Raw genomic sequence first — 26405 nt, forward strand, 5'->3', positions numbered from 1 at the left:
CGCCCATACGAGGACTCTAGCGATGCCGCTGCACTTTCGCCGCTCTTCCCCGCGCAGTACGGTGACCGTCGACGCGCCCGCCCGGCTCCATCTCGGCTTTCTCGATCCGAGTGCATCGCTGGGACGCGCGTTCGGCAGTCTCGGGCTCGTGATCGACGGTGCCGAAACGCAACTCGAAGCACGCGTGGCCGACACCGATTCGATCGAAGGGGCGTTGAGCGATAGCGACCGTGCACGCGCGGCCGACTATCTGGTGCGCCTTCATGCCGCTTATGGTCCGACGCGCATCAAGCTCGACGTATTACGCACGCCGCGTGCGCATAGCGGGCTCGGCTCGGGCACCCAGCTCGCGCTGGCGATCGGCACGGCCTATGTGCGGCTCGCCGGCAAGGCCGCGTCGACGGCGGAACTGGCGGTGCTGCTCGGACGCGGCGGCCGCTCGGGCATCGGCATGCTCGGCTTCGATTCAGGCGGGCTGCTGCTCGATTGCGGCGCGAGCCGGCATACGGCGACGCGTGGTGCACCGCCGCTAATCGCGCGGCAGTCGTTTCCCGATGCCTGGCGCGTGCTGCTCGTATCCGACACGTCACGCGAAGGGCTTTCGGGCGACGCCGAACGGCGCGGTCTTGCCGCGCTCGAACCCTTTCCGCAGGCGCTCGCCGCGCATCTGTGCCATCTAGCCTTGATGAGAATTCTGCCCGGCGCCGCCGACGGCGAGTTCGACACGTTCGCCCGCGGCATCACCGACATGCAGCAAACCATCGGCGAGTATTTCGCGCCGGTGCAAGGCGGCGTATTCGCCAGCGCCGATGTCGAAGCCGCGTTGTGCGCAGTGGCGGCACAACGGCTCGCCGGCATCGGACAGACGTCGTGGGGGCCGACCGGCTTTGCGTTCCTGCCCAGCGAGCGCGACGCACACGAGGCTCTCGCGGTGGCGCGCGCCGCCGCAGCCGGCAAACCCCATATCGAATGCACGATCGTCAGCTCGCGCAATCGCGGCGCGGTCATTCGTCTAGCCGGTGCGCACGAGACGCGCATCGATGCCGCGTAAGCCCCCCAAACACCGAGCGCACGCATGCCGCGCCTAACTTTGCCCACGATACGAGTCGCCTGCCATGTCAGAAGCCACTGAAAGGCCGTATATCCTGCATATGCTCACGGCCACGCCGCAAATGAGCCCGTTCGACGTCAATATGGCGGCCGATGCGGGCTACCAGATCATCGTTCCGTATTGCGGCGTGGATGCCGGCATGGTCACGAACCTCACGCAGGATGCGATCTTTTCGCGCGGGCCGAAAGGCGTCTCGCGCACGGGCATCTTCATCGGCGGGCGCGATGTGATGCTCGCCGCCGACATGCTCGAGACGGCGCGCAAAGCGATGGTGCCGCCGTTCGAGGTGTCTGTGTTTGCTGACCCGAGCGGCTCTTATACGACGGCGGCTGCACTCGTCGCGCTTGTCGAGCGGCATTTGAAGCGCACGCACGAAATGGAGCTCGGCGGCAAGCGCGTGTTGATCCTCGGCGGCACAGGCGCCGTGGGCCGGATCGCCGCTGCGATGGCGGCCTCGCTGGGCGCCGATGTCACGATTGCAAGCCACGGCACGTTGGCGCGCGCTCAAGAGGTCAGCCACGAAGTCAACCAGCGTTTCGGCATCGCCACGACGGCTGTCAGCACGGCCTCGCCGGATGCACTGCGGGCGGCGCTCGCCGATACCGAGATTCTGATGGCCTGCGCCACGGCCGGCGTGCAGGTGGCGAGCGCCATTGACCTGGCCCACGCGCGGCGGCTGCTGATCGCGGCCGACGTCAACGCGGTGCCGCCCGAAGGCATCGCCGGCGTCAACGTGATGAACGACGGCAAGCCGATCGGCCCGAACGGCGACGCAAGCCCGCTTGGCATCGGCGCGCTCGCGATCGGCAACGTCAAGTATCAAGTCGAGCATCGCCTGTTCGTCCAGATGCGCACAAGCAGCAAGCCTGTCTATCTCGGCTTTCCGCAAGCGTTCGACGAAGCCCGCGCCGTGGCCGCCGGACTCGGCTGAACGCAGCGTCATGGCTTCGCTTTCGCCTGTTTGCTCCGCGCCGCTCGTCGCCGTTGTCGGCCTGTCGGCACGCATGCTCGCACAGTCGGCCAACCGGGCCGGGCTGCGCGTGGCAGCGCTCGATATCTTCGGCGATCGCGACACGCGAGCGGCGTCCGCGCTTTGGTTCGACGTGGCCGGCGCGGGACTCGCCATCGACCGCGCGCGAGTCGTCGACGCGTTGCGTCGCATCGCGCGGCTGCCGCGCGTGATCGGCTGGGTTGCCGGCAGCGGCACGGAACCGCTTATCGACGAATTGAGCGAAACACGCGGGCTACCGCCGCTGATCGGCAACGGTGCGCAGGCGTGCTCGGCCGTGCGCGAGCCACGCCGCTTTTTCGCGCTGCTCGATGCACTCGGCATCGCTCATCCGGATGTTTCGTTCGTGCGTCCGTCGAGTCTCGCCGGGTGGCTCTTCAAGCGCGCTGACGGCTGCGGCGGCACGCATATCGTGGCCGCCGACGCGGCCGGTGCGCACGACATCGCCCGTGGCTATTTTCAACGCGAAGCGGGCGGCCGTTCGTGCTCGGCGCTCTTCGTGGCCTCGCCGCACGCGGTCGCAATCGTCGGTTTTGCCGAGCAAACGCGTACTGCGATCGGCACGCATCGGTTCGTGCATACCGGCGCCATTGGGCCCATCGCGCCGCCTGCCGGCGTTGTCGCGCGCCTGCACGAGGCCATCTGCGCAATCAGCCGGAATGCCGGGTTGACCGGGATCAATAGCTGCGATTTCCTGCTCGATGGCGACGCGTTCTCACTGCTCGAGATCAACGCAAGGCCTTCGGCCACGATGGCGCTTTACGAGGCCGCGCAGCCACAGCATTGGCCGCTCGGATTGCTCGCCTGCCATATCGACGCCTGCACACGCGAGCGCATGCCCAGCACACGCACACCAAGCGCCAGCGCCAGCGCCAGCTGTGCAGGGCAGCAAGTCGTATTTGCGCCGCACGCGTTCGTTTGTTCGAGCGCGTTCAGCGACGCCTGCCATGCTGACCCGGGCTGCCGCGATGTGCCGATGCCGGGCGTGCATATTGCTGCTGGGCAGCCGCTATGCACCGTCGTCGCCACCGCGCCGACGCCTCACGCCGTGCGCCGTGCGCTCGATCGCCAACGCGAGCGTCTCGTCGAACGAATCGAAACCCTCTATCGTGGCCTCGACTATGTCCGAACCGCTTACCACGCCTGAGCCGGTCCCCCGGCAGCTCAGCGTCAACGCCCTGAGCGAGCGCCTCGTCACACGGCTCGTCGACGATGCCGCGCAATTCGCCGTCGACGTCACGCGCACCGAAGGCGGCACAGTGCTCGTCGATGCCGGCGTCGTCGCGCCCGGCAGCATCGAAGCGGGCGCGCTCGTCGCGCGCATTTGCATGGGCGGGCTCGGCCGCGTTGCCGTGCGCTCGAACTTCGAGGCCGCGCCGCTTTGGCCGACGATGATCGACGTGCAGACTTCGGCGCCCGTGCTAGCTTGCCTGGCCAGCCAATACGCGGGCTGGAGCTTGTCCGCGACCAAGGAGCAAACGGGCGGCAAGCGCTTTTTCTCGCTCGGCTCGGGGCCGGCCCGCGCGCTCGCCGGCAAGGAGCCGCTCTTCGCCGAATTGGGCTATCGCGATCGGCACACGCGCGGCGTACTCGTGCTCGAAGTGGATCGGCTGCCGCCGCAAGTCGTCATCGACAAGGTACTCAACGACTGCGCGCTCGCCCCCGAGCAATTGACCATCGTCGTCACGCCGACACATGCGCTGGCCGGTACGGTGCAGGTTGTCGCGCGCGTCGTTGAAGTGGCGCTGCACAAGACCCACGTGCTCGGCGTGGAACTAGACGAAGTGGTGGAAGGCACCGGCTGCGCCCCGCTGCCGCCGCCCGCGCCCGACGGCATTCAGGCAATGGGCCGCACCAACGACGCGATTCTTTATGGCGGGCGCGTTCACCTCACGGTCCGGCATGACGACGTGGCCAAACGGCTCGCCGCCGAGTTGCCGGCGTCGAACTCGCGCGATTATGGACGCCCGTTCGCCGACATCTTCACATCATTCAATTACGACTTCTATCAAATCGATCCCGCGCTGTTCGCCCCAGCCGAAGTCTGGGTCAGCAGCCTCGAAAGCGGCGCCACCTGGCATGGCGGCGGCGTCAATGCCGCTCTGCTCAACCAACAGTGGAGCGGCACGGCCGGTCGAACATGACGAGCGAGCGCGCAGCCCTTCCCGCCCAGCGCGCCACTCACCACGGCGTGCGGATCGCGATCATGACCGACGAGATAGGCTGGCATACCGGCCGGCTCAAGAAAGCGTTTCGTGCGCGCGGCGCCGAGGCGCGCTGCGTAGACCTTGCCGATTGCCGCATCGATACCACCTGGATGCCGCACGGGCTCGCCATTCCGGGTTTCGGGCACGGGCTGCCCGACGCGGTGTTCGTGCGCGGCATCGCCGGGGGCACCTTCGAGCAGGTGACGCTGCGCCTCGGCATTCTGCATGCGCTGCGCTCGCTCGGCGTGCCCGTCTATAACGACGCGCGCGCCATCGAGCGCAGCGTCGACAAGTCGATGACGAGCTTTCTGCTGCACCGGCATGGGGTGCAGACGCCGCCCACCTGGGCCACCGAATCGACGGCTTTCGCCCAGCGCCTTCTGATGCGGGAAACGGCGGCCCAGCGCGCACTCGTGCTCAAGCCGCTCTTTGGCTCGCAAGGCCACGGACTCAAGCGGCTTGGCGCCGCACGACGCGCTACCGGCGCGCCGGGCCACGCCGCTTTGCCGCCGCTCGCGGCTTATCGTCAAGTCGCCTACTTGCAGCGCTATATCGAAGGCGGTCGGCCCGGGTTCGACTGGCGCGTGCTCGTGATCGGCGGGCGCGCCGTGGCGGCGATGCGGCGCGTCGGCGGCAAAGGGTGGATTCACAACTTTGCGCAAGGCGCTCGCTGCGAAGATGCCGAACTCGGTGCATCGCTCGCGCAAACCGCCGTGCGCGCCACGCAGGCGCTCGAACTCGACTATGCCGGCGTCGATCTGATTCCCAACCCCGACGACGCAAGCCGCCCGCTCGTGCTCGAAGTGAACGGCGTGGCGGCGTGGCGGGGGCTGCAGTCCGTCACGGCAATCGACATCGCCGCCGCGCTCGCCGACGATTTGCTCGATCGCAAGCTGGCCGCGGCGCACGCCGACAATGCGCACGATGGCGCGAGCGTCGTCGCGCTGCCCAAACGCCATGCGTGAGAACGCGACGAACGCCGTCGACGCGCGGATTGCCGACGCGCGCAACGCGTTTATCACCGCCTGCCGGCTCGATATCGAGGTGGCCAAACCGGGCAATGTCAGTATCGCCAGTGCCGGACACGGCATGGTGGCCGCGCAATTCGTGGCGAGCGCCGAGGCGGCCGCCGCGCCGCTTTTCAGGCACGGCGCGCGCGTCGGCACGCGAATCTTCGACGCCGTGACAGCAACGCGGGCCGCCGTGGACTGCAACACGAATCTCGGCATCGTGCTGCTTGTCGCGCCACTTGCTGCCGCATTAGAGCATTGCGGCGCCGCACCGGATGCAAGCACGTGGCGCGCAGCCACCGAGCAGGTGTTGGCAACGCTCGACATCGACGACGCCCGCTCAGCCTTTCGCGCCATTGCGCTCGCGAACCCGGGTGGGCTCGGCGACGCGCCCGAACAGTCGGTTCACGCGCCGCCAACGATGGGCCTGCGTGCGGCGATGCAGCTGGCAGCCGAGCGCGACAGCATTGCGCGCCAATACGCGACAGGGTTTGCCGACATCTTCGAAGCCGGCCTTACCGCCGCCGCAGCCACGACATCGCCGCGCGGACGCGAGATCGCCACGCTCGAGGTGTATTTCGCGTTTTTAACGGGCTGGCTCGATTCGCACATTGTGCGCAAACACGGCGCTGCGCTGGCGCAGAGTGTCACTGCCGCGGCACGCCAAACGCACGCCGCCTGGCGCGATTGCATGACGACTTCACCCGACGAGTCCCACGCCACGCTCGCGCAATGGGACGCACGGCTCAAGCGCGACGGACTGAACCCCGGTACCAGCGCGGACCTGACGGTTGCCACGCTCTTCGTCGCGCTTAGCCTCGATGGCAAGCACCGCCCCCGCTGAGCCAACCCGCGGCCAACTGGCATGAAACCTGTTAGGTAGGGCCACCGTGCATCGGTTACCCACCGCGCGCCCAGCATGCGCCCTCGCGTGAATGGCGCGCCGCACGCTTCTCATGAGGGCGCCCATCAGAAAGTCCATATCCACCCATCGGAGGAACAGCATGGCCAAGATTAATCGCGTCCTGGTAGGAGAATCGCTTGTCGGAGACGGCAACGAGGTCGCGCATATCGATTTGCTCATGGGGCCGCGAGGCTCCGCCGCCGAGACCGCATTTTGCAATGCGCTCACCAACAACAAGGACGGCTTCACGTCACTGCTTGCCGTCGTTGCACCGAACCTCGCGACAAAACCGAACACGGTGATGTTCAACAAGGTCACGATCAAGGGCGCGAAACAGGCTGTGCAGATGTTCGGGCCGGCGCAGCACGGCGTTGCGCTCGCGGTGGCCGATAGCGTCGAAGACGGCACCATTCCGAAAGACGAAGCCGATGATCTGTTCGTCTGCGTGGGCGTCTTCATTCACTGGGAAGCCGACGACGACAAGAAGATTCAGGAATTCAACTACAAGGCCACCCGGGAAGCCATTCAGCGCGCGGTAGCCGGCTGGCCGAGCGCGGCCGAAGTCGTGGAGAAAAAGGCCACGGCCGCCCATCCGTTCGCACCGAACTGAGGATAGTGCCTGTGCCGCGCACGGGCCTCGTATCAGGACCGCGCGCGGTATTTGTCGACAATAGGTGCGCGAAGCGTGCCGAAGCGTGTATCGTTTGACGCCAGCAGACGTTTGAAGAGAGGCGACCAGCATGACAACGAGATGTCGCATGATGCTTGCCGGCGCCGCACTTGCGCTGGCGCCGGCATTGGCGAGCGAGGTGTGGGCGGCGGGCGGCGCAGGATCCGCGTCCGGTGATAGTGGTGGTGGTTATGACTACCCCACGCAGGGGCGCGTCGAATACGTGTTGAGCTGCATGGACGATAACGGTCACGATTTCGCGAACGTCTACAAATGCTCATGCGTAGTCGACAAAATGGCCGCCGTGCTTCCCTACGACGAATTCGTCGATCAATCGACCTTCGCCAAGTACGCATCGCTCGGCGGACAAGGCGGTGCGGAGTTCAGAGTGGATCACGCCAAGCAGCAGACGAAGTCGTTTCGAACGTTGCAGACGAACGCCTATCGCACATGCGGCTTGACAAGCGATACGACCACGACAAAGAAGTAATCGCAGCATCCGCCGTCGGTGCTTAACGTGGAATCGGAATCAACCCGGCACCGAGCGATGCCCATGTGGGCTCTGCGCTGCGATATGCGCCGCGGCGCCGCTCGATGACGACACCCACCGCTTTCACGTCGTCGAATTTGCCCGGCTTCGCGATCGACACGCGCACCCAATAGGCGCCGAAATCGCGAATCAGCAGTTGCGCGACTGTCTCCGCGAGTGCCTCCAGCAGCCTGACGCCGTGCGAAGCCAGTAGCGCGTGAAGCGCCGCACGCACCGCGGCGTAGTTGATCGTATCTTCGATTCGATCGGTGGTGCAAGCCCGCAACGCGGGCACACCGATCGTCAAATTCATACGCAACGGCTGCGGAACATGCTGCTCGCTGCTGTCGATACCGATCACCGTTTCGCCAACGAAATCTTCGATGAAAACGATATCGAGCGCTTCCCCGACAGCCGGCCGCGCACTTGCAGCCTCCCCGAAGACGCTGGGTTCGGCGCGAAGCGGGGCAAGGCTGATGGTGTCGATACGATCCATGATGAACTCCGCCGCCATGCGGCCCGAAGAGAAAGAAAGCGAGGGCAGTGCACACTCGCACGCAACAAGCTGTACCAGGGCCGCAGCAATGAGCGCGGGCGGCGCTGACGTTTGGCACTTTCCGAAAGTAAAGCAAGAACCGCGCACAGATATACCTACATAATGCGACTCCTTATTGAACGCAAGCGCCATCAAGGGTAGAGTTTTCCCACATCGATGGTGCGGTGACCAAAATGGTCCAACCGGTGAATTAGCCGCAGCGCACGTGAACGCAAGAATTCGCGGCGTGAAAGGGGCAACGTTAATTAGAGCGGCAATCGCAGCGGCCAGCACGTCGCGCGACCTGCACGCCATGGAGACAAACCCCATGTCATTGCTCGCTGACAGCAGCTCGCATGTCCGTGAAGTGTTAAACGTCGTCAATCATCATCTGCCGTCCCGGCCGACGAGCGAATCCGTGGCTCAATCGTGGACGCGCTGCGTCAACGACTTCAAACTCGACCCGGGCCGCTTCGTCACGCCGCCGATACTGACCGATTACGAGCTCACGACGCGGCGCGAGGCAGTGGGTGATTTGATTGCCTGCGCCAAGCTCGAGATGACCACGCTGTATCAGCAACTCGCGGACCCCGAACTGGCCGTCGTGCTCGTCGATTCGGATGGCGTTATCGTTCATCAAGTATCGTCGGTGCCATTCGCGGAAACGGTGGCCGCGGACGGCTTTCGCATCGGCGCGGTCTGGAGCGAGCGCGAAGCCGGCACCAACGGCATGGGCACCTGTATCGCGGAACGCGACTGCATCGCCGTCTGCCAGCACGAACATTTCTATGCGCGCTATACGTCGCTCACCTGCTCCGCCGCGCCGATCTTTGACGATCGCGGCGAGATTGCCGGCGTGCTCGATGTCACGAGCCGCTCGCGGCTATTGCAGCAGCATTCGCTCGTGCTGGTGGGCATGTCCCGGCAGATGATTGAAAACCGGTTGCTGAGTGCGCGCTTTCGCCATGTGAATATGATCCAGTTTCACAGCAGGCCCGAATTCGTCGGCACATTGCATGGCGGCAAGCTCGCCGTCGACGACGCGGGAATGATTCTCGCCGCGAACCGCAGTGCCGCGTTCCAGCTCGGCTGCCGCACATTCGACGAGTTGCGCGGCAAGCGCATCGACGAGGCCTTTAACGCGTCGATCGACGACATGATCGCGCGCAGCATCCGCGGCTCGTTTCACCCGATCACCGTTTACAGCGCGAGCGGCACGAACCGCTTTTTCCTCGTCGCGCAAACGCCGCAAAGCAGCAGCACCGCGCGCAGCAGTACCGGCAGCGGCACCAGCGTCCTCGCGCCCGAACCCGCTACGCGCCGGCCGGCAGCACGCGACACGGCCCCCGCGCCGAGCCGCCTCGACAAGCTTTCGCATCTCGAATTCGGCGACCCGCGTATGGCCTCGCAAATTCAACTGGCCGCCCGCGTGATCCAGCGCAAGATCCCGATTGTGGTGCGCGGCCAAACCGGCTCCGGCAAAGAGGTGTTCGCACAGGCGCTGCACAGCATCAGCCCGCTTGCCACCGGCCCGTTCGTGCCGGTGAACTGTGCGTCGCTGCCGGAGAACCTGATCGAAAGCGAACTGTTCGGCTATCGTGCCGGCGCGTTCACCGGCGCTCAGCGTGAAGGCCGACGCGGCAAGATCGTGCAGGCCAACGGCGGCACGCTGTTTCTCGACGAGATCGGCGACATGCCGCTCGCGTTGCAAGCGCGTCTGCTGCGCGTGATCGAAGAACACGAGGTGACGCCGCTGGGCGCCGAAACCATCGTCAAGGTCGATTTCCAGTTGATCAGTGCGAGCCACCGGAATTTGCTCGAGCTCGTGCAAAGCGGGCAGTTTCGCGAAGATCTTTACTACCGGCTCAAAGGCATCGAAATCAACTTGCCGTCGCTCGCGGAGCGCATCGACAAACTGCCGCTCATTCATCACCTGCTCGAAACGGAGACCGACGATCCGCCCGAGCTCACCGTCGACGCGCAGCGTGTGCTGCTGAACTACACGTGGCCCGGTAACATCCGCCAGTTGCGTCACGTGCTGCAAATGGCGCTTGCGCTGTCGGACGGCCAGCCGATCCAGTGCGCGCATCTGCCCTCGGAAGTGTTGCAAGGTCAGCCGGCGAGCGCCCCGAGCACAAGTGCCGCGGCGCCGGCCTCAGCCTCAGCCTCAGCGGCCACGCGTGCCGCAGTGTCGCCCGAGTTGCCGCATTTAACGGATGACGCCGACATCGCATCGCTCAACGCGATTCAGCTCAACGAACGCGAAACCGTGCTGTCGATGCTCGACGAGCATCGCTGGAACGTGAGCAACGTCGCGAAGGCGCTTGGCATCAGCCGCAACACGCTGTATCGAAAGATGCATCGTCTGCATATTCGCTTGTCGCATGACGGCGCCCCGATTGCGCTTGACGCATGAGTGTCGAGCCCGCCCGCCAACTCACCGATTTCAAGCCTGATGCGCGCTTCGCCTGGTGCGTGACCGGCTCCGGCCATCTGATCGAGGAGTCGATCGCGCTTGCGCTGCAACTGCCGCGCACCGATCTATTGTTGTCCCGCGCCGGCGAAGAAGTGCTGCCGCTTTATGGTTGGCCGCTCGCGCGCCTGCGCGAACACTTTCGCGTGATTCGCGACAACAGTGCGAGCGGCGTGCCGGTCGGCATGCTGTATCACGGCATGTATCACACCGTCGTCATCGCACCGGCCACGAGTAACACCGTCGCCAAATGCGCGTTCGGCATTTCCGATACCCTGCCGACCAACATGTATGCGCAGGCGGGCAAGCAATGCATCCCCGGCATCGTCTTTGCGTGCGACACCGAGCCCACGGTGATCACGCAAAGCCCGGACGAATGGGTCGAGTTGCGGCCGCGCGCAATCGAGCTCGAGAACGTGGCTCGCCTTGCGCGCTTCGAGCACACGACGCTCGTTTCGTCGCTCGACGATCTCAAGGCGGCACTCGACGACCGACTGGCGACGCTCGACCTCGCATGGACCACATCCTCTTCCTGACCGGCCGTCTCGCTGAACCCAGCTTGCTGCGCGTGCTGCAAGGCATGGCGCCCACCGCGTTTTCGTGGGAGATTCGCGAGCTCGGCTTGCAAGTCGCCGCGCTGATGACGGCCGATATGATTCGGCGGCGACTGCCCTCGCCTGTCGCCGCGCAGCGCGTGATCGTGCCGGGGCGTTGCCGTGGCGACCTCGATGCGTTGTCGGCGCATTACGGCGTGCCGGTCGAGCGCGGGCCCGAGGAAGTCAAGGACCTGCCGCAGTTCTTCGGACGCGAGGCCAAGCCGGTCGATCTGTCGCGCTACGACACGGACATCTTTGCGGAAATCGTGGATGCGCCGCGGCTCGACATCGAGGGTATTGTCGCGCGGGCGCGCGAGTATGCCGCGCAAGGCGCCGATGTCATCGATGTCGGCTGCCTGCCCGAAACGGCGTTCCCTCATCTCGAAGACGCGGTTCTCGCATTGAAGCACGAAGGGTTTCGCGTCAGCGTCGATTCAATGCGGACCGAGGAGCTCTTGCGCGGGGGACGTGCGGGTGCCGATTATCTGATGAGCCTGAACATCGATACGCTTTGGGTCGCCGATCAGGTGGCATCGACACCGATCATCGTCGCACGCGAGCCAGGCGACATGGCATCGCTCGACACGGCCATCGATGCGATGCGCGCACGCGGGCGGGCGTTTCTCGCCGATCCGATTCTCGATCCTCTTCCGTTCGGGCTGGCTACTTCGATCGCGCGTTATGTCGGCTTGCGCGAGCGTTATCCCGATGTATCGATGATGATGGGTGTCGGCAATGTGACCGAATTGACGGAAGCCGATACGAGCGGGATCAATGCGGTGTTGCTTGGCATGGCTGCGGAGCTACATGTGTCGGCGATTCTGACGACCTCGGTGAGCCGTCATGCGCGCCGCGCAGTGTGTGAAGCCGATGTTGCCCGGCGTGTCATGTATGCGGCGCGCGAGGCGCAGGTATTGCCAAAGGGGATGGGCGGCGAACTGGCGACGGTTCATGAGAAGCGTCCTTTTCCGTATAGCGCTACCGAGATCGACGAACTCGCACAAGGCGTGCGGGATCCCAACTTCCGCGTGCAGGTGGCCGAGGACGGCTTACATGTTTATAACCGCGCCGGTCATTGGCGCGGTGTCGATCCGTTCGCGCTTTATCCTGAGCTCGATTTTGGGACGGATGCCGGCCATGCGTTTTATATGGGCGTGCAGCTGGCGCGCGCGGAGATTGCTTGGCAGTTGGGCAAGCGGTTCAACCAGGATGAGGCGCTCGATTGGGGCTGCGCGGTGGAGCGGGCTGCGGAGGATTTCGGCGTGTGGTGTGCGCCCGGGGCAACGATGAAGAAGTGAGGGGTTTGGAGCAAGGAATCATGCCAGGTTAGTCGCCACTAGACTCGCCACAATCCTCTATCGAATTTCACACTCCGCTGAAAACAAAGGATTTTTTGTTGTACAATTGGCTTCCATTCTCGCCAAAATAGTCGCCACAGGACTCGCCACATCGTGTCCAGCCCATCGTGCTCATGAGTGAAACCGCCGGTTCATACCATTACGACAGCCCGCATCAGATGCTGCCCATGGTGCCATGGCGAACACAAGCTCGACGACCTGCGGTTACTCGCGGCCGAAGTCATTGCTGGCGCTGGCGGCCTGGCGGCCCACGGCATGCCACGGTTGCGCGCACTGCTGCGCGAAGCACTTCGGCCGATGAATTCCTACTACACGAACAAGATCGAGGGCCAACATACCGAGCCGCTACTGATCGAGCGGGCTATGCGGCAAGACTTTTCGGGCAGTCCGGACGAAGCACGCCGCCAGCGCATCGCCATCGCGCATATCGACACTGAGCGCTGGAGCGAGACGGTCTGGACGTCGTTCGATTCCGCGCGCTTTTTTACGCCGGAAACGGTGCGAGAAATTCACCGACATCTGCACGCCCAACTTCTGCCCGAAGATCTGGCACAGCAGGGGGAAGATGGCGAGACTGCGGTGGTAACGCCCGGCGAATGGCGCACCCGCGGTGGACGTGTGCACCGTCACGTCCCTCCCGATCCCGCCAGCATTCCGGAGTTCATGCAGAAGTGGCATGAAGGATATCGATATGCCCACGCCGGCGAAACGGCGCTTATCGCACTTGCCGCGGCACATCACCGTCTCGCCTGGATTCACCCGTTCCTTGACGGAAACGGTCGCAGCGCACGGTTGCACACACATATTGGACTCAGCGCACTCGGGCTGACTCACGGGCTGTGGTCACCTATGCGTGGGCTGGCTCGGTCGCAGTCGCAATACTATGAGCGACTGATTGCGGCGGATCAGCCGCGTCACGGTGACCTCGATGGCCGCGGCAACCTGACTGAGCGCGGCTTGATCGAGTTCATCGAATACTTCCTTGGAATTTGCCTCGATCAAATCCGGTTCATGGGCAGCATGCTCGATCTCCATGCGTTCGAAACGCGTCTAACACAAATGCTTGCAGCGCTCGGCCAGGACGAGGACACCCGGTTTTTGCGGATAGAAGCAGCCATGCCACTCTCCTATCTTGCTACAGTCGACTCGCTCGACCGGTCGCGTTTCAAGGCGATGACAGGGCTCGCGGCGCGCACAGCTGATAGAGTGCTCGCCGATCTCTTCAAGATCGGCGTCTTGAACTCGCCCAGTCCCCGTGGGCCAGTGGCACTGGCGATACCGTTATCGCTTTTTCGGTGGCTTTTCCCGCGGCTTTGGCCGGAGGCGGAGGGGACCGGCGTTTGATCTCGCCCGGTGCCATCTCTGCACCGTACGATGAGAAAACAACCGCGACGGACATTGGCGCAATGCCGATCCGTTTGCGCTCTATCCGCACCTCGCATTCGGTGACTATGCCGGGCACGCGTTTTATATGGGTGTTCAGTTAGCGCGCGCTGAAATTGCATGGCAGCTCGGCAAGGGTTCAATCAGGATCAGCAGCTCGATTGGGGCTACGCCGTCGAGCGCGAGGAAGCTGATTTGGGCGCCTATTGCGCGCCGGGAACGACGATGAAGAAGTGATCCGTTCCGATGTATCGCGCGCCGCAATGCTGGAAAGGGAAACGAGGAAATGACGAAAAGAACTCGTCCATCTTCTCTTCCGTCAAGTATTAATGGTTGTTCACATCGAACAGCGTCACATGCACAGACCTCTCCGGGTGAAACGGAAACATCGTAGGTGCTCCTGCCACACGCACAGTAATATAAATACCGGGCTCATTAGTTGATGACGCAGCGGAAAACCAAGGTGAATTCCGCAGCGGAAAAATCTGCGCCTGTGGATTGTTCTCCGGGAGCGTCCATTTCACAATACCGGGAACTCGGCGTCGGTTTTCGTAGCGATAGCCGAAAACGACGATAGAGCCGTCTGGCAAGCCGTATGTCTGGCTGGAATATTGGGGCGGCCCGCATACGTAGCCATCTGGAAACTGGAGTCTGCGATCCGTTTCTATGCGTAGATCATCATTAAGCTCAACTAGCCGGCCTCGATTATCGCCACCATAGCAATTAAGGAGTTGGATGTTTGATCGCTCATCAGTTGGCCGGACAAGCCGTAAGCGACCAACGGGTACAGATCGCGCCTTCAACTCGCCTTGCGGATCGATCGAGATCACCTCTCCCGTAAATATTAGCAGTCTTCCATTTATCGTCGTGCGTGCTTGGCTGCGCTCCACATCATCGCTCATAGGAATTAGCTTATTCCATCGAACATCCCCACTTGACGACATTCTTACAATCCAATGAAAATTCGCACGAATCCCATGGTAATCTGTAGTTGAGAATCGCCCAATCAATGCCACACCACCATTCCAATTAATGCATTGATCTAAATATATGGTGTGCGCAAATTCATATTCTGGAAGATTGGGCGAAATATATTGCTCACTTAGCTGCTTACCATTGCGGTCTAGTCGCACAATCAACCCTTTGACATCACGACTGCCGTTCCTGCCTGAGTCGATCATTCCGCAAAGCAAAGTGGCCGCATCCGCCAGCGGCACCGCTCCCGTAAAGTATGGAAATTGCGCCCTATACGCCGGGTCCGCAGCGGTCATGGTGTATCGCCATTGAACTGCACCGGACCCTTTCAAACGCGTTGCCCAAGCGAATCCACCATCATTGAGGCGACCTCCTACTACAAATTCTCCGGTGTTCGTAGATCTAATAAACAATGGATCTGTGTAAGAACTCTCCTCGAGCGCGAAATCACTAACGAGGGCGACTCTGTCACCCTCCATGCTCGCTGAGCAAACGGCGAGCGATACAAAAAAAAGCGGAGCCAAAATAAGTGCGAGGGATATTTTCTTCATTTTTTGATGCTCAGGGCGACGATCAACGCCCGGCCGGCATCGAAACGTCGTGCGCGCAATGTCATCGAACAGATGATGGGCAACAGAGTCGGAAAGGCAGTAACTACCCGCAAGGTCTCAAAATTGAGAATATCGGTTGGACTCTCCTCCTTGTCTAACGCGGAGTACAGATGCCACGTTGCACGTCGAAAACGCTAGCGTTGCCTTGTATCGTCTTTGCACCGCTTCACGTGTCTGCAGGAACTTCACCTCAGCACACGAGGGATGTTACTGGGGAGATTTTCGTTTCGCACGACATTGAAGTCGCGTTACGTTCGGCGCCCAACAATTCCATCTCTGCGGGCAGCGATTTTCCGGGCTGATCAGGGCCTGAGTTCGATTGGCCATCAGCCCACCTTGCCCCCGTTCTCTGGACGCTGTTCACCGAGACCTCGATGCCAAGCGAGGCTGGTTGGCCGCAGCCGAAAGCAAGCGCATCGCGACGGACAAGGTTGATGCCCGTCTGCGGCGTTTGGACGATCTTCGGCGCACCGAGCCAAAAGCGCGCGACGGGCGAATTTTCCCGGGGCACTATGCGCCGGTGCTGGTCATGGAAGACGGCGAACGCATCGTCAAGCCGATGCACTACCAGTGTCGGCCCACCGGCAAGCCGGCATTCTACGACCGGAAATCTCCGGGCACCTACAACGCTTTGGGAACCGTGCTAACCGTTAGAACTGCATAACCCCTTCGCCGTCAACCACATGGCGGTGTTAACTATTTTTCTCCGACGCGACTGGCGCAATTGGCTCGGCGGAGCGCGTTACGTTCCGCGTGTGGCCCAAGACGGACGTTCCCCAAAGCAGCGGTGACCGCGCTGAGGGTCATGGAACGCTGGGCCGTCTTGTAACGCTCCGGCGGCAGACTCAGCAGTTCCCGGGCTCGTCGGTGCTTTCGTTTACGGGATTTCGTTGTTTGTGTGCTCCTTTACGATGAGCTCATTCCCCGGTCGTGTCGATCAGCGAGTCCACCATGTCTTCTTCGTCACCAATTGGCAGCCAGAGGCCAGCCGATTCCACATCTAGAGCACAGAGCGTCGATACTCCCGCCGAGCAGGTAGTCCATCGCGCGCCAAAGCAAGCTGACGCCTCGGCCGTGCTCGACTCGCTTCAACGTGCCCGGACGGTCAGGGCCCGATCACATCAGTTTCGCGCCGGCAGCGAGGACCCAAGGCAGTTGTCCGCCGCTCAGCAGGCCACGCGGTTGAAGATGCATGCCAACAATCTCGGTCGACAGACTAAAGAACGTGCGTCGATCGAATTCGACGGAGTGCTCGACGGGATCCGGCAACTAAATGCAGAACTGCGTCCACAGCCGCTCGAACGCTTGGTCCCGCAAGTCGGTGCTTTGCGCGAGAACACGCGAACTGCAGCGTTCAATGAACTTCTCGCTGAAATTCGGCGGCTCCCTGCTCTGCAGGGTGCACCGTTACTAGAGGGCTTGGTGAGACAAATCCAGAAGTTGCCGATCGGCACGCGGAAAGCTTCTTTCGAAAGCGTGTCTCGCGCCGTGGCGGAGCTGAGCCCAACTGACCGGATCGGGACGCTCGAGGCGCTGGCCGAACAGGTGGGCAAGCTCGAGCAAGACGAACGCGTGCTGGCTGTCGAAAGCGTGATTGGCCAAGCCGAGCAGTTGTCGGGCGATCAAAAGGCTCAAGTGCTGATCGCGCTAGCTCGTCAATGCGACAAGCCACCCAAATATGCGTCGGCCGTCTTTCAATGTTTGCGCCCCGCAGTTGCGGCGCTTCCTCCCGAACATCGTGCGGAGGTTGCGGTTGAGCTTGCCGTACGGCTGCCGAAGCTGCTGAGATCGGACCGCCTGGCGGCAACAGTAAGCATTATCGAAATGACAAACGGGCTGCCCGGCACGCTCGCGTCTCGCGTATTGGCCACCGTCGCTACAAATCTCTCGACGGTACCCGAAAGCAAGAGATCGGAAGTCTTCGGCCGCGTGGTTCATAAGGTCGCGCAATTGTCTGCTTCGGAGCGCCGCGCGCCGATCTCCGCTCTGGAACGCAGGCTGGAGTACCTTCCTCCAGGCGAACGATTGGCGGCTTTCAGAACGCTCGCCGATCCGATGATCGGCCTTGCCACGAGGCACTTACTATGGAGACTTAGCTTCAAAATAAAGTACCTGCCGGACGTAGCGCGTGGCGATGCCTTTGACTGCCTGTTTGATGCAACCAGGCTGCTGACTGGAGAGGAAGCTGGTTGGCCGCGGCCGTTAGACGGCTTATGTGGCTCGATTCGAAATCTCCTTCCAGATGCACGGTCTGCGGCATTTGATAGAGTAATCGGTTGGGTGGGTCAGTTGCCTGACGACAGCGCGGGTAGTCTCCTGTATGCGCTGATTCACGAGGTACACGAATTACGGGAAACCGAACAGTCGCAAGCGCTCGATCGGATCGTCGCGAATTTCGAGCGCTTGCCCCCGAGCCATCGCATTGAAGCTGACCAAGCATTTCGCGGGGCAGTTGCGACATTGCGCGCAGAAGATCGGCAAGTCGGGTATGCATTGCTGAGAAGGTTCAGCTGGTAGTGTGGTCGGCCGCTCATGTCTCGGTTTGGCTTGGACATCTGGGTAATTTGCCTTGCATCGCTCGCCGGTCGCTGGCACACCCTTTCGTTTTCGATCCTTCGAATTCGATCTAAAGCGCGTAATCGGGAGACGCACATACGCCAACCAATTCATCGTCGGTATATCGACAGCCGCGGGCGATGGCTCATCGAAATCGCTGCATCATTCCGATCCAACCTGCACAAATCGGCGCTTAGTTGAATCCGGACGCCGGCGAACTCGACCCGCAATACGCGACTCTCGATTCGCGAGAGCGGCCGTACTATGAGCATCAGATGGCAGCATGAGAGATCTGGTCGATGTAAGCGCGCTGCAAAGAGGTGAAGCGCCGACAGAGGTGTATCGGTTATGATCGGCGCTGGCGACAGGCCGGTCGCCGCAGTCCCGGTAAATCAAAGCATGGAATAAAAATGCCGATCACCTGCCTCTACACGCTCAACAAGAAACAAAACTCGTTTCTACAATGCCCTGGACTGGGCAGCATTCCGGCGTTTTCCGGAAAAGACCAATACGTGAACGACCCGGCCGCGACGGCAGTCGCGAAGAAAGGCCCAATCCCGGCCGGCACCTACTACATCATCGATCGCCAGACCGGCGGACGTTACCCCGAGATCGAGGATGCGATTCACGACCTCGTCACGAACACGCATCGGCGCGAGTGGTTTTCGCTATACAGCACGACCCCGCCAATCGGCGACTACATGAACGTGAAGGGCGTAATTCGCGGGAATTTCCGTATTCACCCGGTCGGCCGGTTTGGCGAAAGCGACGGCTGCATCACCCTCACGCATCCGACGCAGTTTGAGCAATTGCGAGCCTTCCTGCACTCGCAGAAGACGGAGAAAATCCCGGGTACGGAGCTTCTCTATTACGGAAAGGTGGTCGTCGAATGAAACGATTTCTCGTCTCGTTGATCGCGGCGCTCGTGCTCGCGTTTCCCATAGCCATCGCGATCGGCCGCAGTCCGTGGTTCGGGCATTGGATGGCGAACGGTCACGGATGGGATGCGTTCGATCCGCTGCTCAACTTCTTTGGCGTGATCGGTGTCGAGGGCGAAGGCGATGTCGTCGTCAATGCGTTGTTGGTCGTGTCGTTCGTTCTGTCGTTCGCGCTTACATGGTTCGTGTTCGGCGCCGTCACGCGAGCTCGGAGGCACGGAGCAAAGTGATCATGGTTTGCCTTATATCGCAATGACGATGTAATCGACGACTACATTTTAATAAACGGCATTCAACGCGGAAGTTTCCGGCTTCATCCGGTTGGCCGGTTCGGCCGCAGCGACGGATGTATTACGCTGCTAAACGTCGACCAGTTCAACAAGCTGGCCACCTATCTTCGCAAACAGGCGAAGAACCGAATTCCCGGCACGGCAACCGACTATTACGGAACGGTGACAGTGCAATGAGAAAGCTGATCGTCTTCGGCGCCGCACTGGTCCTGACATTCCTCCTCTACCTCGGCATCACCGCCACCCCATGGCTCGCTGCCTGGTTCGAACACGGCTCGGGTTGGGATGTCTTCTCACCAATTTTCCGCACGCTGGGCTCGGTAGGCGGTGAACAGGACGAGAGCGTGTTGTTTGCAATGCTGCTGCTCGCCAGCTTTCTGATCTCCTTGGCGGCATCCGCATTCGCCGCGTGGGTCATCGAACGACGGCGGCGCAACCGCAGCCACAGTCGCAGCCGAACATCCCCATGACCCGCGCGCGAAGCGCAACCACACAAGTAAATTGGCAGCCCCGTAGGGCTGCCGCCGCGGCAGTCCGCGTATTCGGGCCGCCCGACGCCGAAAACGGCAAACCTTGCGCCGCGGCAGGCAGTCAGTGATAGCGCACAGCCATCGCGTCGAGCGACATCGGCTTGATGCGCGCAGCATGCCCTGCGCAGCCAAACGCCTCAAAACGCTCGATGCACACGCTCTTTGCCGCGGCCGTCGCCGCTTTCAACGCCGCACGCGGATCGAATTCCGAACGCGAAAGCGCGAACGATTTGCGCATCGCGCCTGTCATCGCGAGCCGGATGTCCGTATCGATGTTGATCTTGCGCACGCCGTGCGCAATCCCACGGCGGATTTCTTCGACAGGCACGCCGAACGTCGTCGGCATATCGCCGCCATATTCGCGAATGATGTCAAGCCACTGCTGCGGCACCGACGACGAACCATGCATGACCAGATGCGTGTTCGGCACGCACTCGTGGATCGCGGCGATACGATCGATGGCGAGGATATCGCCGGTCGGCTCGCGCGTGAACTTGTACGCTCCGTGGGACGTGCCGATGGCAATCGCCAATGCATCGACGCCGGTGGCTTCGACAAACGCCCGCGCCTCGTCGGGGTCGGTCAGCAACTCGTCGTGCGACAAGGTGCCTTCGGCGCCTACGCCGTCCTCGTCGCCCGCCTGCCCGGTTTCGAGCGAGCCAAGGCAGCCGAGCTCGCCTTCCACCGACACGCCCACCGCATGCGCCGCATCCACCACGCGCCGGCTCACCTCGACGTTGTAGGCATAACTGGCGGGCGTCTTCTGATCGGGCATCAGCGAGCCGTCCATCATCACCGAAGTGAACCCCGAGCGAATCGCCTGCTGGCATACCGCGGGGCTCGCTCCATGGTCCTGATGCAGTACGACCGGGATGTCAGGATGCGCCTCCAAGGCCGCGAGCACGAGATGCCGCAGATACGGCTCGCCCGCATACTTGCGCGCACCGGCCGACGCCTGCAGGATCACCGGGCTTTGCGTGGCCTCGGCTGCCTGCATGATCGCGTGAATCTGCTCCATGTTGTTGACGTTGAATGCGGGAACGCCGTAGCCGTGCTCGGCCGCGTGGTCCAGCAACTGGCGCAATGCGATGAATGCCATGACGGCCTCCTTATCGATCGAAAATGATGGGCGCAGCAACTAATGCTCGACGCGCGCGACGCGGCTAGCCGCATCAACGACGGCTTGCGCCGTCAAGTTGAAATGCGCGAACAGCGCCGGCGCCGGGGCGGATTCGCCGAATGTATCGATGCCGACCACCGCGCCTTCGAGCCCGACGTACTGCCGCCAAATCGCCGTCACACCGGCTTCGACGGCCACACGCGGCACGCCGGGCGGCAGCACCGCGTCTCGCCAAGCGAGCGGCTGCCGGTCGAACGCGTTCGTGCACGGCATCGAAACCACGCGCGCCCGAATACCCTTTTGCGCGAGCGGCTCGAGTGCGGCCAATGCAAGCGCCACTTCGGAGCCGGTTGCGATCAGCACCACACGCTTGTCTGAATCGCTCGCATTGCTGTCGTCACCGCTATCGTCCCAATCGCGCAGCACATACCCGCCGCGTGAGACGGCATCGAGCTGCGCCTCGCTGCGCGTGACGAACGGCAGCGTCTGACGGCTCAATAGCAAACACGACGGCCCTTGCCGCTCGACCGCGCTGACCCACGCCTGCGCGGTCTCGACCGTATCGCAAGGCCGCCAGACGTCGAGCCCCGGCACGAGCCGTAAGCTCGCGGCGTGTTCGACTGCCTGATGCGTCGGCCCGTCTTCGCCGAGACCAATCGAATCATGCGTGAACACGAAGATCGCACGTGTCTTCATCAACGCCGCCATACGCAGCGCGTTGCGCGCGTAGTCGGAGAACGTGAGGAAGGTACCGCCGAACGGCAGATAACCGCGATGCAGCGCCACGCCATTCATCAGCGCGCTCATGCCGAACTCACGCACGCCGAAATGCAGATAGTTGCCGCCGTGCATACCACGCTCGTCGACACGTACTGCCACCGAGGCAGGCCAATCGGTCAGATTCGAACCGGTCAGGTCAGCCGAACCGCCAAGCAGCTCAGGCAAGGCCGCCGCCAGTGCCTCGATGGTCAACTGCGACGCTTTGCGCGTGGCCACCGACTGCGCAGCGCCGTCGGCGGTGTGCACGATCATCCGCGCCGCGTCGCGCCAACTGGACGGCAGCGCACCTGCCATACGCCGCGTGAATTCCGCCGCCTCGCGCGGATACTGCTGCCCGTATGCAGCGAACCGCTGTGACCATTCGGCCTCGGCGCGCGCACCGCGAGCCGTCGCGTCCCACAACGCTCGCACTTCATGCGGAATCTCGAACGGTGGATGCGGCCAATCGAGCGCGCTACGTGTCGCAGCAATCTCGGCGGCGCCAAGCGGCGCACCATGCACGTCGTGCGTGCCCGCCTTCGTAGGCGAGCCGCGTCCGATCACGGTTTTGCAGCAGATCAGCGTCGGCTGACGCGTGTCGTGCGCGCCGGCAATGGCGCGGTCGACGGCTTCGACATCGTGCCCATCCACGTTCCGCACGACATGCCAACCGTAGGCGGCAAAGCGCGCAGGCGTATCGTCGGCGAACCATCCTTGCACGTGGCCGTCGATCGAGATGCCGTTGTCGTCATACAGCACGACGAGCTTGTCCAATTTGAGCGTGCCCGCAAGCGAAGCGACCTCGTGCGAGATGCCCTCCATCAAGCACCCGTCACCGACGAACACGTAAGTGCGGTGATCGACGATGCAATGTCCAGGACGGTTGAATTCGCGGGCCAGCAACGCCTCGGCGAGCGCCATTCCGACTGCGTTGGCAAGACCCTGCCCAAGCGGGCCTGTCGTCGTTTCGACGCCGGGTGTCACGCCAACCTCGGGATGTCCCGGTGTTTTGCTGTTCAATTGCCGAAAGCGCTTCAGTTCACCGAGCGGCAACGCATACCCGGTCAAATGCAGCAGCGCGTAGAGCAACATCGAACCATGTCCATTCGACAGCACGAACCGGTCGCGGTCGACCCAATGCGGATTGCCCGGATTGTGCTTCAGATGGCGATCCCACAGCGCGAGCGCGATCTCGGCCATGCCGAGCGGCATACCCGGGTGGCCCGAGTTCGCCTGTTGAACAGCGTCGATCGCAAGCATACGCAAGGCGTTGGCCATAAGCGCGGTTGCGGACGCGGACGACATAAGCGGTTGTGCAGCGGCATTCATCGGCTTGCCTCCTTCTCGTCGGTAGTGCGCGATGCCGCGCTAGGCGCGTGCGCGCCGATCCATCAATTGAAGAATCATCGGCGTGAAAATGAGCTGCATCGCCAAGCCCATCTTGCCGCCCGGCACCACGATCACATTCGGCCTCGACATGAACGAGTCGTGCAGCATCGTGAGCAGGTATTGAAAGTCGATGCCCTTCGGCCGCGCGAAGCGGATCACGACGAAGCTTTCATCGGGCTGAGGAATCTCGCGTGCAATGAACGGGTTCGAGGTATCGACGGTCGGCACGCGCTGAAAATTGACGTGCGTGCGCGAGAACTGCGGGCAGATGTAATTCACATAGTCAGGCATGCGGCGCAAGATGGTGTCGACCACGGCCTCGTGCGAATAGCCGCGCATCGTCTGGTCGCGATGCAGTTTTTGAATCCATTCGAGGTTGATGGTCGGCACAACACCGATCAGCAGATCGGCATGGCGCGCGACATCGACCTTATCAGTCACAGCCGCGCCGTGCAGCCCTTCGTAAAAGAGCAGATCGCTGTCGCTCGCCACATCCTCCCACGGGGTGAACGTGCCCGCGGGCTGGCCAAATCGTGCCGCTTCGCCGTCGTCATGCACGTAATGACGATAGCGCCCCGTGCCGGACGTACCGTAGCGCTCGAACAGACCTTCGAGCTCTTCGAGCAAGTTGGCCTCGGGGCCGAAATGGCTGAAGTCACGGAAGCCGTCGCGCTCGTGCTGCTGCATCGCGTCGCGCATGCCGGCGCGATCGTAGCGATGAAACGCATCGCCCTCGACCACCTGCGCATTGATGCGCTCGCGTCGAAAGATATGGGTGAAGCTTTTCATGACGGTCGTCGTGCCAGCGCCGCTCGAGCCGGTTACCGCGATGATCGGATGCTTGGTGGACATGCCTGTGTCTCCGGAGTGTCGTTTTCAGATCGGTACGGGCGTGGCCTTTATCGCAGGCCCTCGCTAAACCGGCGTCTCCGGCAAGAACAGCGAGCGCGGCTGGAATAGCGGCGAGCTGAACGGCTTGTCCTCGCCGCGATCGAAATCGCCGTGATAACGGCCAATGCGTTCGACTTCGCTGCGCGAGCCGAGGATCACCGGCACACGCTCGTGCAGCGCGTGCGGCATCACGTCGAGAATCGGCTCGCGCCCGGTGATCGCCAGGCCGCCCGCCTGCTCGATCAGGAAGCTCATCGGGTTCGCTTCATAAAGCAACCGCAGCCGCCCCGCGACGCCCGGCGTTTTGAAATCGCGCGGATACATGAAGACGCCGCCGCGCATCAAGATGCGATGCACCTCCGCGACCATCGACGCGATCCACCGCATGTTGAAATCGCGCCCACGGCAGCCGGTGCGTCCGTCCTTGCATTCCTGGACATAGCGGCGCACCGGGTCCTCCCAGAAGCGCTCGTTCGACGCGTTGATCGCGAACTCGCTCGTCTCATGCGGAATGCGGATATCCGAATGCGTAAGCACGAAGTTGCCCACGTCGCGCTCGAGCGTGAAGCCATGCGTGCCGTTGCCGACGGAGAGGACCAGCATGGTCGAGGGTCCGTAGACGGCATAACCCGCGGCAACCTGTTCACGACCTGGCCGCAGGAAAGCGGCTTCGCTGCCGTCCCCGTCCGTTGTGCGCAGCACCGAGAAGATCGAACCCACGACCCCGTTGATGTCGATATTCGACGACCCGTCGAGCGGATCGAACGCGAGAAGGTATTCACCGCGCGGATACTCGGATGGGATGGCATAGACGGTCTCCATTTCCTCCGAGACCATCGCCGCGAGCAGGCCATCCCACTCGCAATGCTGGACGAAAATCTCATTGGTCGCGATATCGAGCTTTTTCTGCTCTTCGCCGTGTGTGTTGACGGACTGCGCGGAACCGTAATTGCCGCCGAGCGCACCGCGTGTCAATGCCGACGAAATCGTCTTGATCGCCGCCGCCACATCGATCAGCAGCGCCGAGAGGCCCGCGGCTGCCACCGGCGAACGCTGCCGATCGAGCGTGTCAATCAAGAACTTCGAAAGGGTCGTACGTCCGTCCTGCATCGCGCTCTCCTAAGTTTGACTTCCGGTGCCTGGCGGTGACGAGTCTGCAAAGACACGGCTACCCAAGATGTCCTCGGCGGCGATGCCCATCAGCGCCGACGTATCGATCGGCTCGCCGTGTGCGAGCGCCGCGGCGAAAAGGCGCCGCGCCTGACGCAGCCGCGCCCGATCGAGCGCATTGCGCACTGAACGCGCATTCGCGAAGTTCGGCTGCCGCATGCGGCGCGCGAGGTACTCGACAAACGCTGCGCGCGCATCGGCATCGAACGCGTAATGCATCGAATCGAGCATGCGCTCGGCGATCTGCAACAGTTCGCTTTCCTCGTAATCGGGGAACACGATGTGATGGGCAATCCGCGAACGAAACCCGGGATTGCTCTGAAAGAAGGTCTCCATACGTTCGCTATAGCCGGCCAGAATCACGACAAGATCGTCACGCTGGTTTTCCATCGTCTGCAGCAGGATTTCGATGGCCTCCTGCCCGTAGTCGCGTTCGTTCTCGGGGCGATACAGGTAATACGCTTCGTCGATGAACAGCACACCGCCCATCGCGCGCTTGAGCACGTCGCGCGTTTTCGGCGCGGTGTGGCCGATATACTGGCCGACGAGGTCGTCGCGCGTGACCGAAACCAAATGATTGCGTCGGATATAGCCAAGCCGGTGCAGCACCTCAGCCATGCGCAACGCAACAGTCGTCTTGCCGGTGCCGGGGTTGCCCGAAAAGCACATGTGCAACGTGGGCGGGCCGCTGGCGAGATCGAGCTGCGTTCGCGCGCGCTCGACGATCAGCAACGCCGCAATCTCGCGGATGCGGGTTTTCACCGGCAGGAGACCCACGAGATCGCGATCGAGTTCGTCGAGCACTTCGGCGATGCCGGAATCGCGATAGAGCCCGGCCAGATCGACGGTTGGCGCTTGATGCACCGGCGCGCTCGCGCTCGCCGGCTGCATGGCAACGGCTGTCATCGAAACCTCCCTATCGTTTTTTCATGGGGCGCTGCTGGGACACTTCTGGAGCACTTCAACCCTTTGCGCCGTAGCGCTCGCCTGCGGGCTGATTGCTTGCGTAGCCCGTCACGCTGTAGTGCTGGCTGCGGCCTTTGCCCTCGGTGCGCATCAGACGGAAGCCGGGTTCCTCGGCTGGCCGGTTGACGATGAACGACATGCGCATCGTTTCGAATGTGCGCGTCGAGTCGAACGCGTTGACCTTGATGTAATGATTCGGATAAGTGGTACGGCATGCGCGCACCTCTTGCATCACGCCGGCCTGATCGCGCAGGTCGAACATCGGCAGGCCCCACATCTCCCAATAGGTGTTGCGCGGATGCGGGTCATCGGTGAATTCGACAGAGCAGGCCCAGCCCTGGCGTAATGCGTAGTCAATTTGGAGACCGATTTCCTCATCGGTCAGATCAGGCAGAAAAGAAAACGTCCCTTGCGTGATTCGCATG

Annotated in this window: 24 protein-coding genes and 3 pseudogenes; 19 read left to right on the forward strand and 8 right to left on the reverse strand. The window is 62.4% G+C overall.

All coding sequences use genetic code 11. The features are described 5' to 3' along the window. Positions 1-22: 22 nt before the first annotated feature. The 8 genes from ACSQ20_RS12105 to ACSQ20_RS12140 all read left to right on the forward strand — a co-directional run bounded on the left by ACSQ20_RS12105 (position 23) and on the right by ACSQ20_RS12140 (position 7401). Positions 23-1051: a beta-ribofuranosylaminobenzene 5'-phosphate synthase family protein gene (locus tag ACSQ20_RS12105; RefSeq protein ID WP_436020214.1), complete on the forward strand. Its 1029-nt coding sequence runs from the start codon at positions 23-25 to the stop codon at positions 1049-1051. Between the two features lie 64 nt (positions 1052-1115). Next, positions 1116-2042 carry an NAD(P)-dependent methylenetetrahydromethanopterin dehydrogenase gene (locus tag ACSQ20_RS12110; protein ID WP_436020216.1) on the forward strand — a complete coding sequence of 309 codons (927 nt, stop codon included), beginning with the start codon at positions 1116-1118 and terminating at the stop codon, positions 2040-2042. 10 nt (positions 2043-2052) lie between these two features. Further along, positions 2053-3267: an ATP-grasp domain-containing protein gene (locus ACSQ20_RS12115; protein WP_436020218.1), complete on the forward strand. Its 1215-nt coding sequence runs from the start codon at positions 2053-2055 to the stop codon at positions 3265-3267. Then, positions 3242-4264: a methenyltetrahydromethanopterin cyclohydrolase gene (mch, locus tag ACSQ20_RS12120; RefSeq protein WP_436020220.1), complete on the forward strand. Its 1023-nt coding sequence runs from the start codon at positions 3242-3244 to the stop codon at positions 4262-4264. The genes ACSQ20_RS12115 and mch overlap by 26 nt, the downstream gene beginning before the upstream one ends. Further along, entirely contained in the window at positions 4261-5292 is a 1032-nt protein-coding gene (locus tag ACSQ20_RS12125; RefSeq protein WP_436020222.1) for an ATP-grasp domain-containing protein, read from the forward strand. The genes mch and ACSQ20_RS12125 overlap by 4 nt, the downstream gene beginning before the upstream one ends. Next, positions 5285-6181, forward strand: a complete 897-nt coding sequence (locus ACSQ20_RS12130) for a triphosphoribosyl-dephospho-CoA synthase (protein ID WP_436020224.1) — start codon at positions 5285-5287, stop codon at positions 6179-6181. The genes ACSQ20_RS12125 and ACSQ20_RS12130 overlap by 8 nt, the downstream gene beginning before the upstream one ends. Before the next feature lie 160 nt (positions 6182-6341). Then, positions 6342-6851 carry a formaldehyde-activating enzyme gene (gene fae, locus ACSQ20_RS12135; RefSeq protein ID WP_436020226.1) on the forward strand — a complete coding sequence of 170 codons (510 nt, stop codon included), beginning with the start codon at positions 6342-6344 and terminating at the stop codon, positions 6849-6851. 130 nt (positions 6852-6981) lie between these two features. Beyond that, positions 6982-7401 (forward strand): hypothetical protein, encoded by a 420-nt coding sequence (locus tag ACSQ20_RS12140; RefSeq protein WP_436020228.1) that lies wholly within the window; start codon positions 6982-6984, stop codon positions 7399-7401. Positions 7402-7423: 22 nt separating this feature from the next. Here ACSQ20_RS12140 and ACSQ20_RS12145 read toward each other — a convergent pair whose 3' ends face one another. Further along, complete coding sequence (locus ACSQ20_RS12145) at positions 7424-7936, reverse strand: dihydroneopterin aldolase (protein ID WP_436020230.1); 513 nt, start codon at positions 7934-7936, stop codon at positions 7424-7426. A gap of 367 nt (positions 7937-8303) precedes the next feature. On the opposite strand from ACSQ20_RS12145, the gene ACSQ20_RS12150 reads away from it, so the two are divergent. The 5 genes and pseudogenes from ACSQ20_RS12150 to ACSQ20_RS12170 form a co-directional block, all read left to right on the forward strand. Further along, positions 8304-10391: a sigma-54-dependent Fis family transcriptional regulator gene (locus tag ACSQ20_RS12150; RefSeq protein WP_436020232.1), complete on the forward strand. Its 2088-nt coding sequence runs from the start codon at positions 8304-8306 to the stop codon at positions 10389-10391. After that, on the forward strand, positions 10388-10984 hold the full coding sequence (locus tag ACSQ20_RS12155; protein ID WP_436020234.1) for a flavoprotein: 597 nt from the start codon (positions 10388-10390) through the stop codon (positions 10982-10984). The genes ACSQ20_RS12150 and ACSQ20_RS12155 overlap by 4 nt, the downstream gene beginning before the upstream one ends. Then, positions 10963-12342: a DUF6513 domain-containing protein gene (locus ACSQ20_RS12160; protein ID WP_436020236.1), complete on the forward strand. Its 1380-nt coding sequence runs from the start codon at positions 10963-10965 to the stop codon at positions 12340-12342. The genes ACSQ20_RS12155 and ACSQ20_RS12160 overlap by 22 nt, the downstream gene beginning before the upstream one ends. A 177-nt stretch (positions 12343-12519) precedes the next feature. Then, complete coding sequence (locus ACSQ20_RS12165; RefSeq protein ID WP_436020238.1) at positions 12520-13746, forward strand: Fic family protein; 1227 nt, start codon at positions 12520-12522, stop codon at positions 13744-13746. A gap of 40 nt (positions 13747-13786) precedes the next feature. Continuing rightward, positions 13787-14022 (forward strand): annotated as a pseudogene (locus ACSQ20_RS12170) (DUF6513 domain-containing protein); the annotation flags it as partial. A gap of 89 nt (positions 14023-14111) precedes the next feature. Here the strand turns inward: ACSQ20_RS12170 and ACSQ20_RS12175 are convergent. Beyond that, complete coding sequence (locus ACSQ20_RS12175) at positions 14112-15311, reverse strand: hypothetical protein (protein ID WP_436020240.1); 1200 nt, start codon at positions 15309-15311, stop codon at positions 14112-14114. A 454-nt stretch (positions 15312-15765) separates the two neighbouring features. On the opposite strand from ACSQ20_RS12175, the pseudogene ACSQ20_RS12180 reads away from it, so the two are divergent. The 6 genes and pseudogenes from ACSQ20_RS12180 to ACSQ20_RS12205 all read left to right on the forward strand — a co-directional run. Next, a pseudogene (locus ACSQ20_RS12180) lies at positions 15766-16002 on the forward strand (SOS response-associated peptidase family protein); the annotation flags it as partial. 557 nt (positions 16003-16559) lie between these two features. Then, a complete protein-coding gene (locus ACSQ20_RS12185) occupies positions 16560-17888 on the forward strand; it encodes a hypothetical protein (protein WP_436020242.1) in 1329 nt (442 codons plus the stop codon). A 449-nt stretch (positions 17889-18337) separates the two neighbouring features. Then, on the forward strand, positions 18338-18820 hold the full coding sequence (locus ACSQ20_RS12190; protein WP_436020244.1) for a DUF2778 domain-containing protein: 483 nt from the start codon (positions 18338-18340) through the stop codon (positions 18818-18820). Next, entirely contained in the window at positions 18817-19095 is a 279-nt protein-coding gene (locus tag ACSQ20_RS12195) for a hypothetical protein (protein ID WP_436020246.1), read from the forward strand. The genes ACSQ20_RS12190 and ACSQ20_RS12195 overlap by 4 nt, the downstream gene beginning before the upstream one ends. Positions 19096-19107: 12 nt before the next feature. Beyond that, positions 19108-19332, forward strand: a pseudogene (locus tag ACSQ20_RS12200) (tlde1 domain-containing protein); the annotation flags it as partial. Beyond that, positions 19329-19625, forward strand: a complete 297-nt coding sequence (locus tag ACSQ20_RS12205; RefSeq protein ID WP_436020248.1) for a hypothetical protein — start codon at positions 19329-19331, stop codon at positions 19623-19625. The pseudogene ACSQ20_RS12200 and the gene ACSQ20_RS12205, both read left to right, overlap by 4 nt. 121 nt (positions 19626-19746) lie before the next feature. Here ACSQ20_RS12205 and fba read toward each other — a convergent pair whose 3' ends face one another. The 6 genes from fba to ACSQ20_RS12235 form a co-directional block, all read right to left on the reverse strand. After that, positions 19747-20784, reverse strand: coding sequence for a class II fructose-bisphosphate aldolase (gene fba, locus ACSQ20_RS12210; protein WP_436020250.1), 1038 nt, complete (start codon positions 20782-20784; stop codon positions 19747-19749). Positions 20785-20823: 39 nt separating this feature from the next. Further along, positions 20824-22893 (reverse strand): transketolase, encoded by a 2070-nt coding sequence (gene tkt / locus ACSQ20_RS12215; protein WP_436020252.1) that lies wholly within the window; start codon positions 22891-22893, stop codon positions 20824-20826. Between the two features lie 39 nt (positions 22894-22932). After that, positions 22933-23805, reverse strand: coding sequence for a phosphoribulokinase (locus ACSQ20_RS12220; protein WP_436020254.1), 873 nt, complete (start codon positions 23803-23805; stop codon positions 22933-22935). A 63-nt stretch (positions 23806-23868) separates the two neighbouring features. Continuing rightward, positions 23869-24954: a class 1 fructose-bisphosphatase gene (locus tag ACSQ20_RS12225; protein WP_436020256.1), complete on the reverse strand. Its 1086-nt coding sequence runs from the start codon at positions 24952-24954 to the stop codon at positions 23869-23871. Between the two features lie 9 nt (positions 24955-24963). After that, on the reverse strand, positions 24964-25920 hold the full coding sequence (gene cbbX / locus ACSQ20_RS12230; protein ID WP_436020258.1) for a CbbX protein: 957 nt from the start codon (positions 25918-25920) through the stop codon (positions 24964-24966). 55 nt (positions 25921-25975) lie between these two features. Next, a complete protein-coding gene (locus tag ACSQ20_RS12235) occupies positions 25976-26404 on the reverse strand; it encodes a ribulose bisphosphate carboxylase small subunit (protein WP_436020260.1) in 429 nt (142 codons plus the stop codon). Between the last annotated feature and the right edge of the window lies 1 nt (position 26405).

The organism is Trinickia sp. LjRoot230 (assembly GCF_964253315.1).
Lineage (GTDB): Bacteria > Pseudomonadota > Gammaproteobacteria > Burkholderiales > Burkholderiaceae > Trinickia.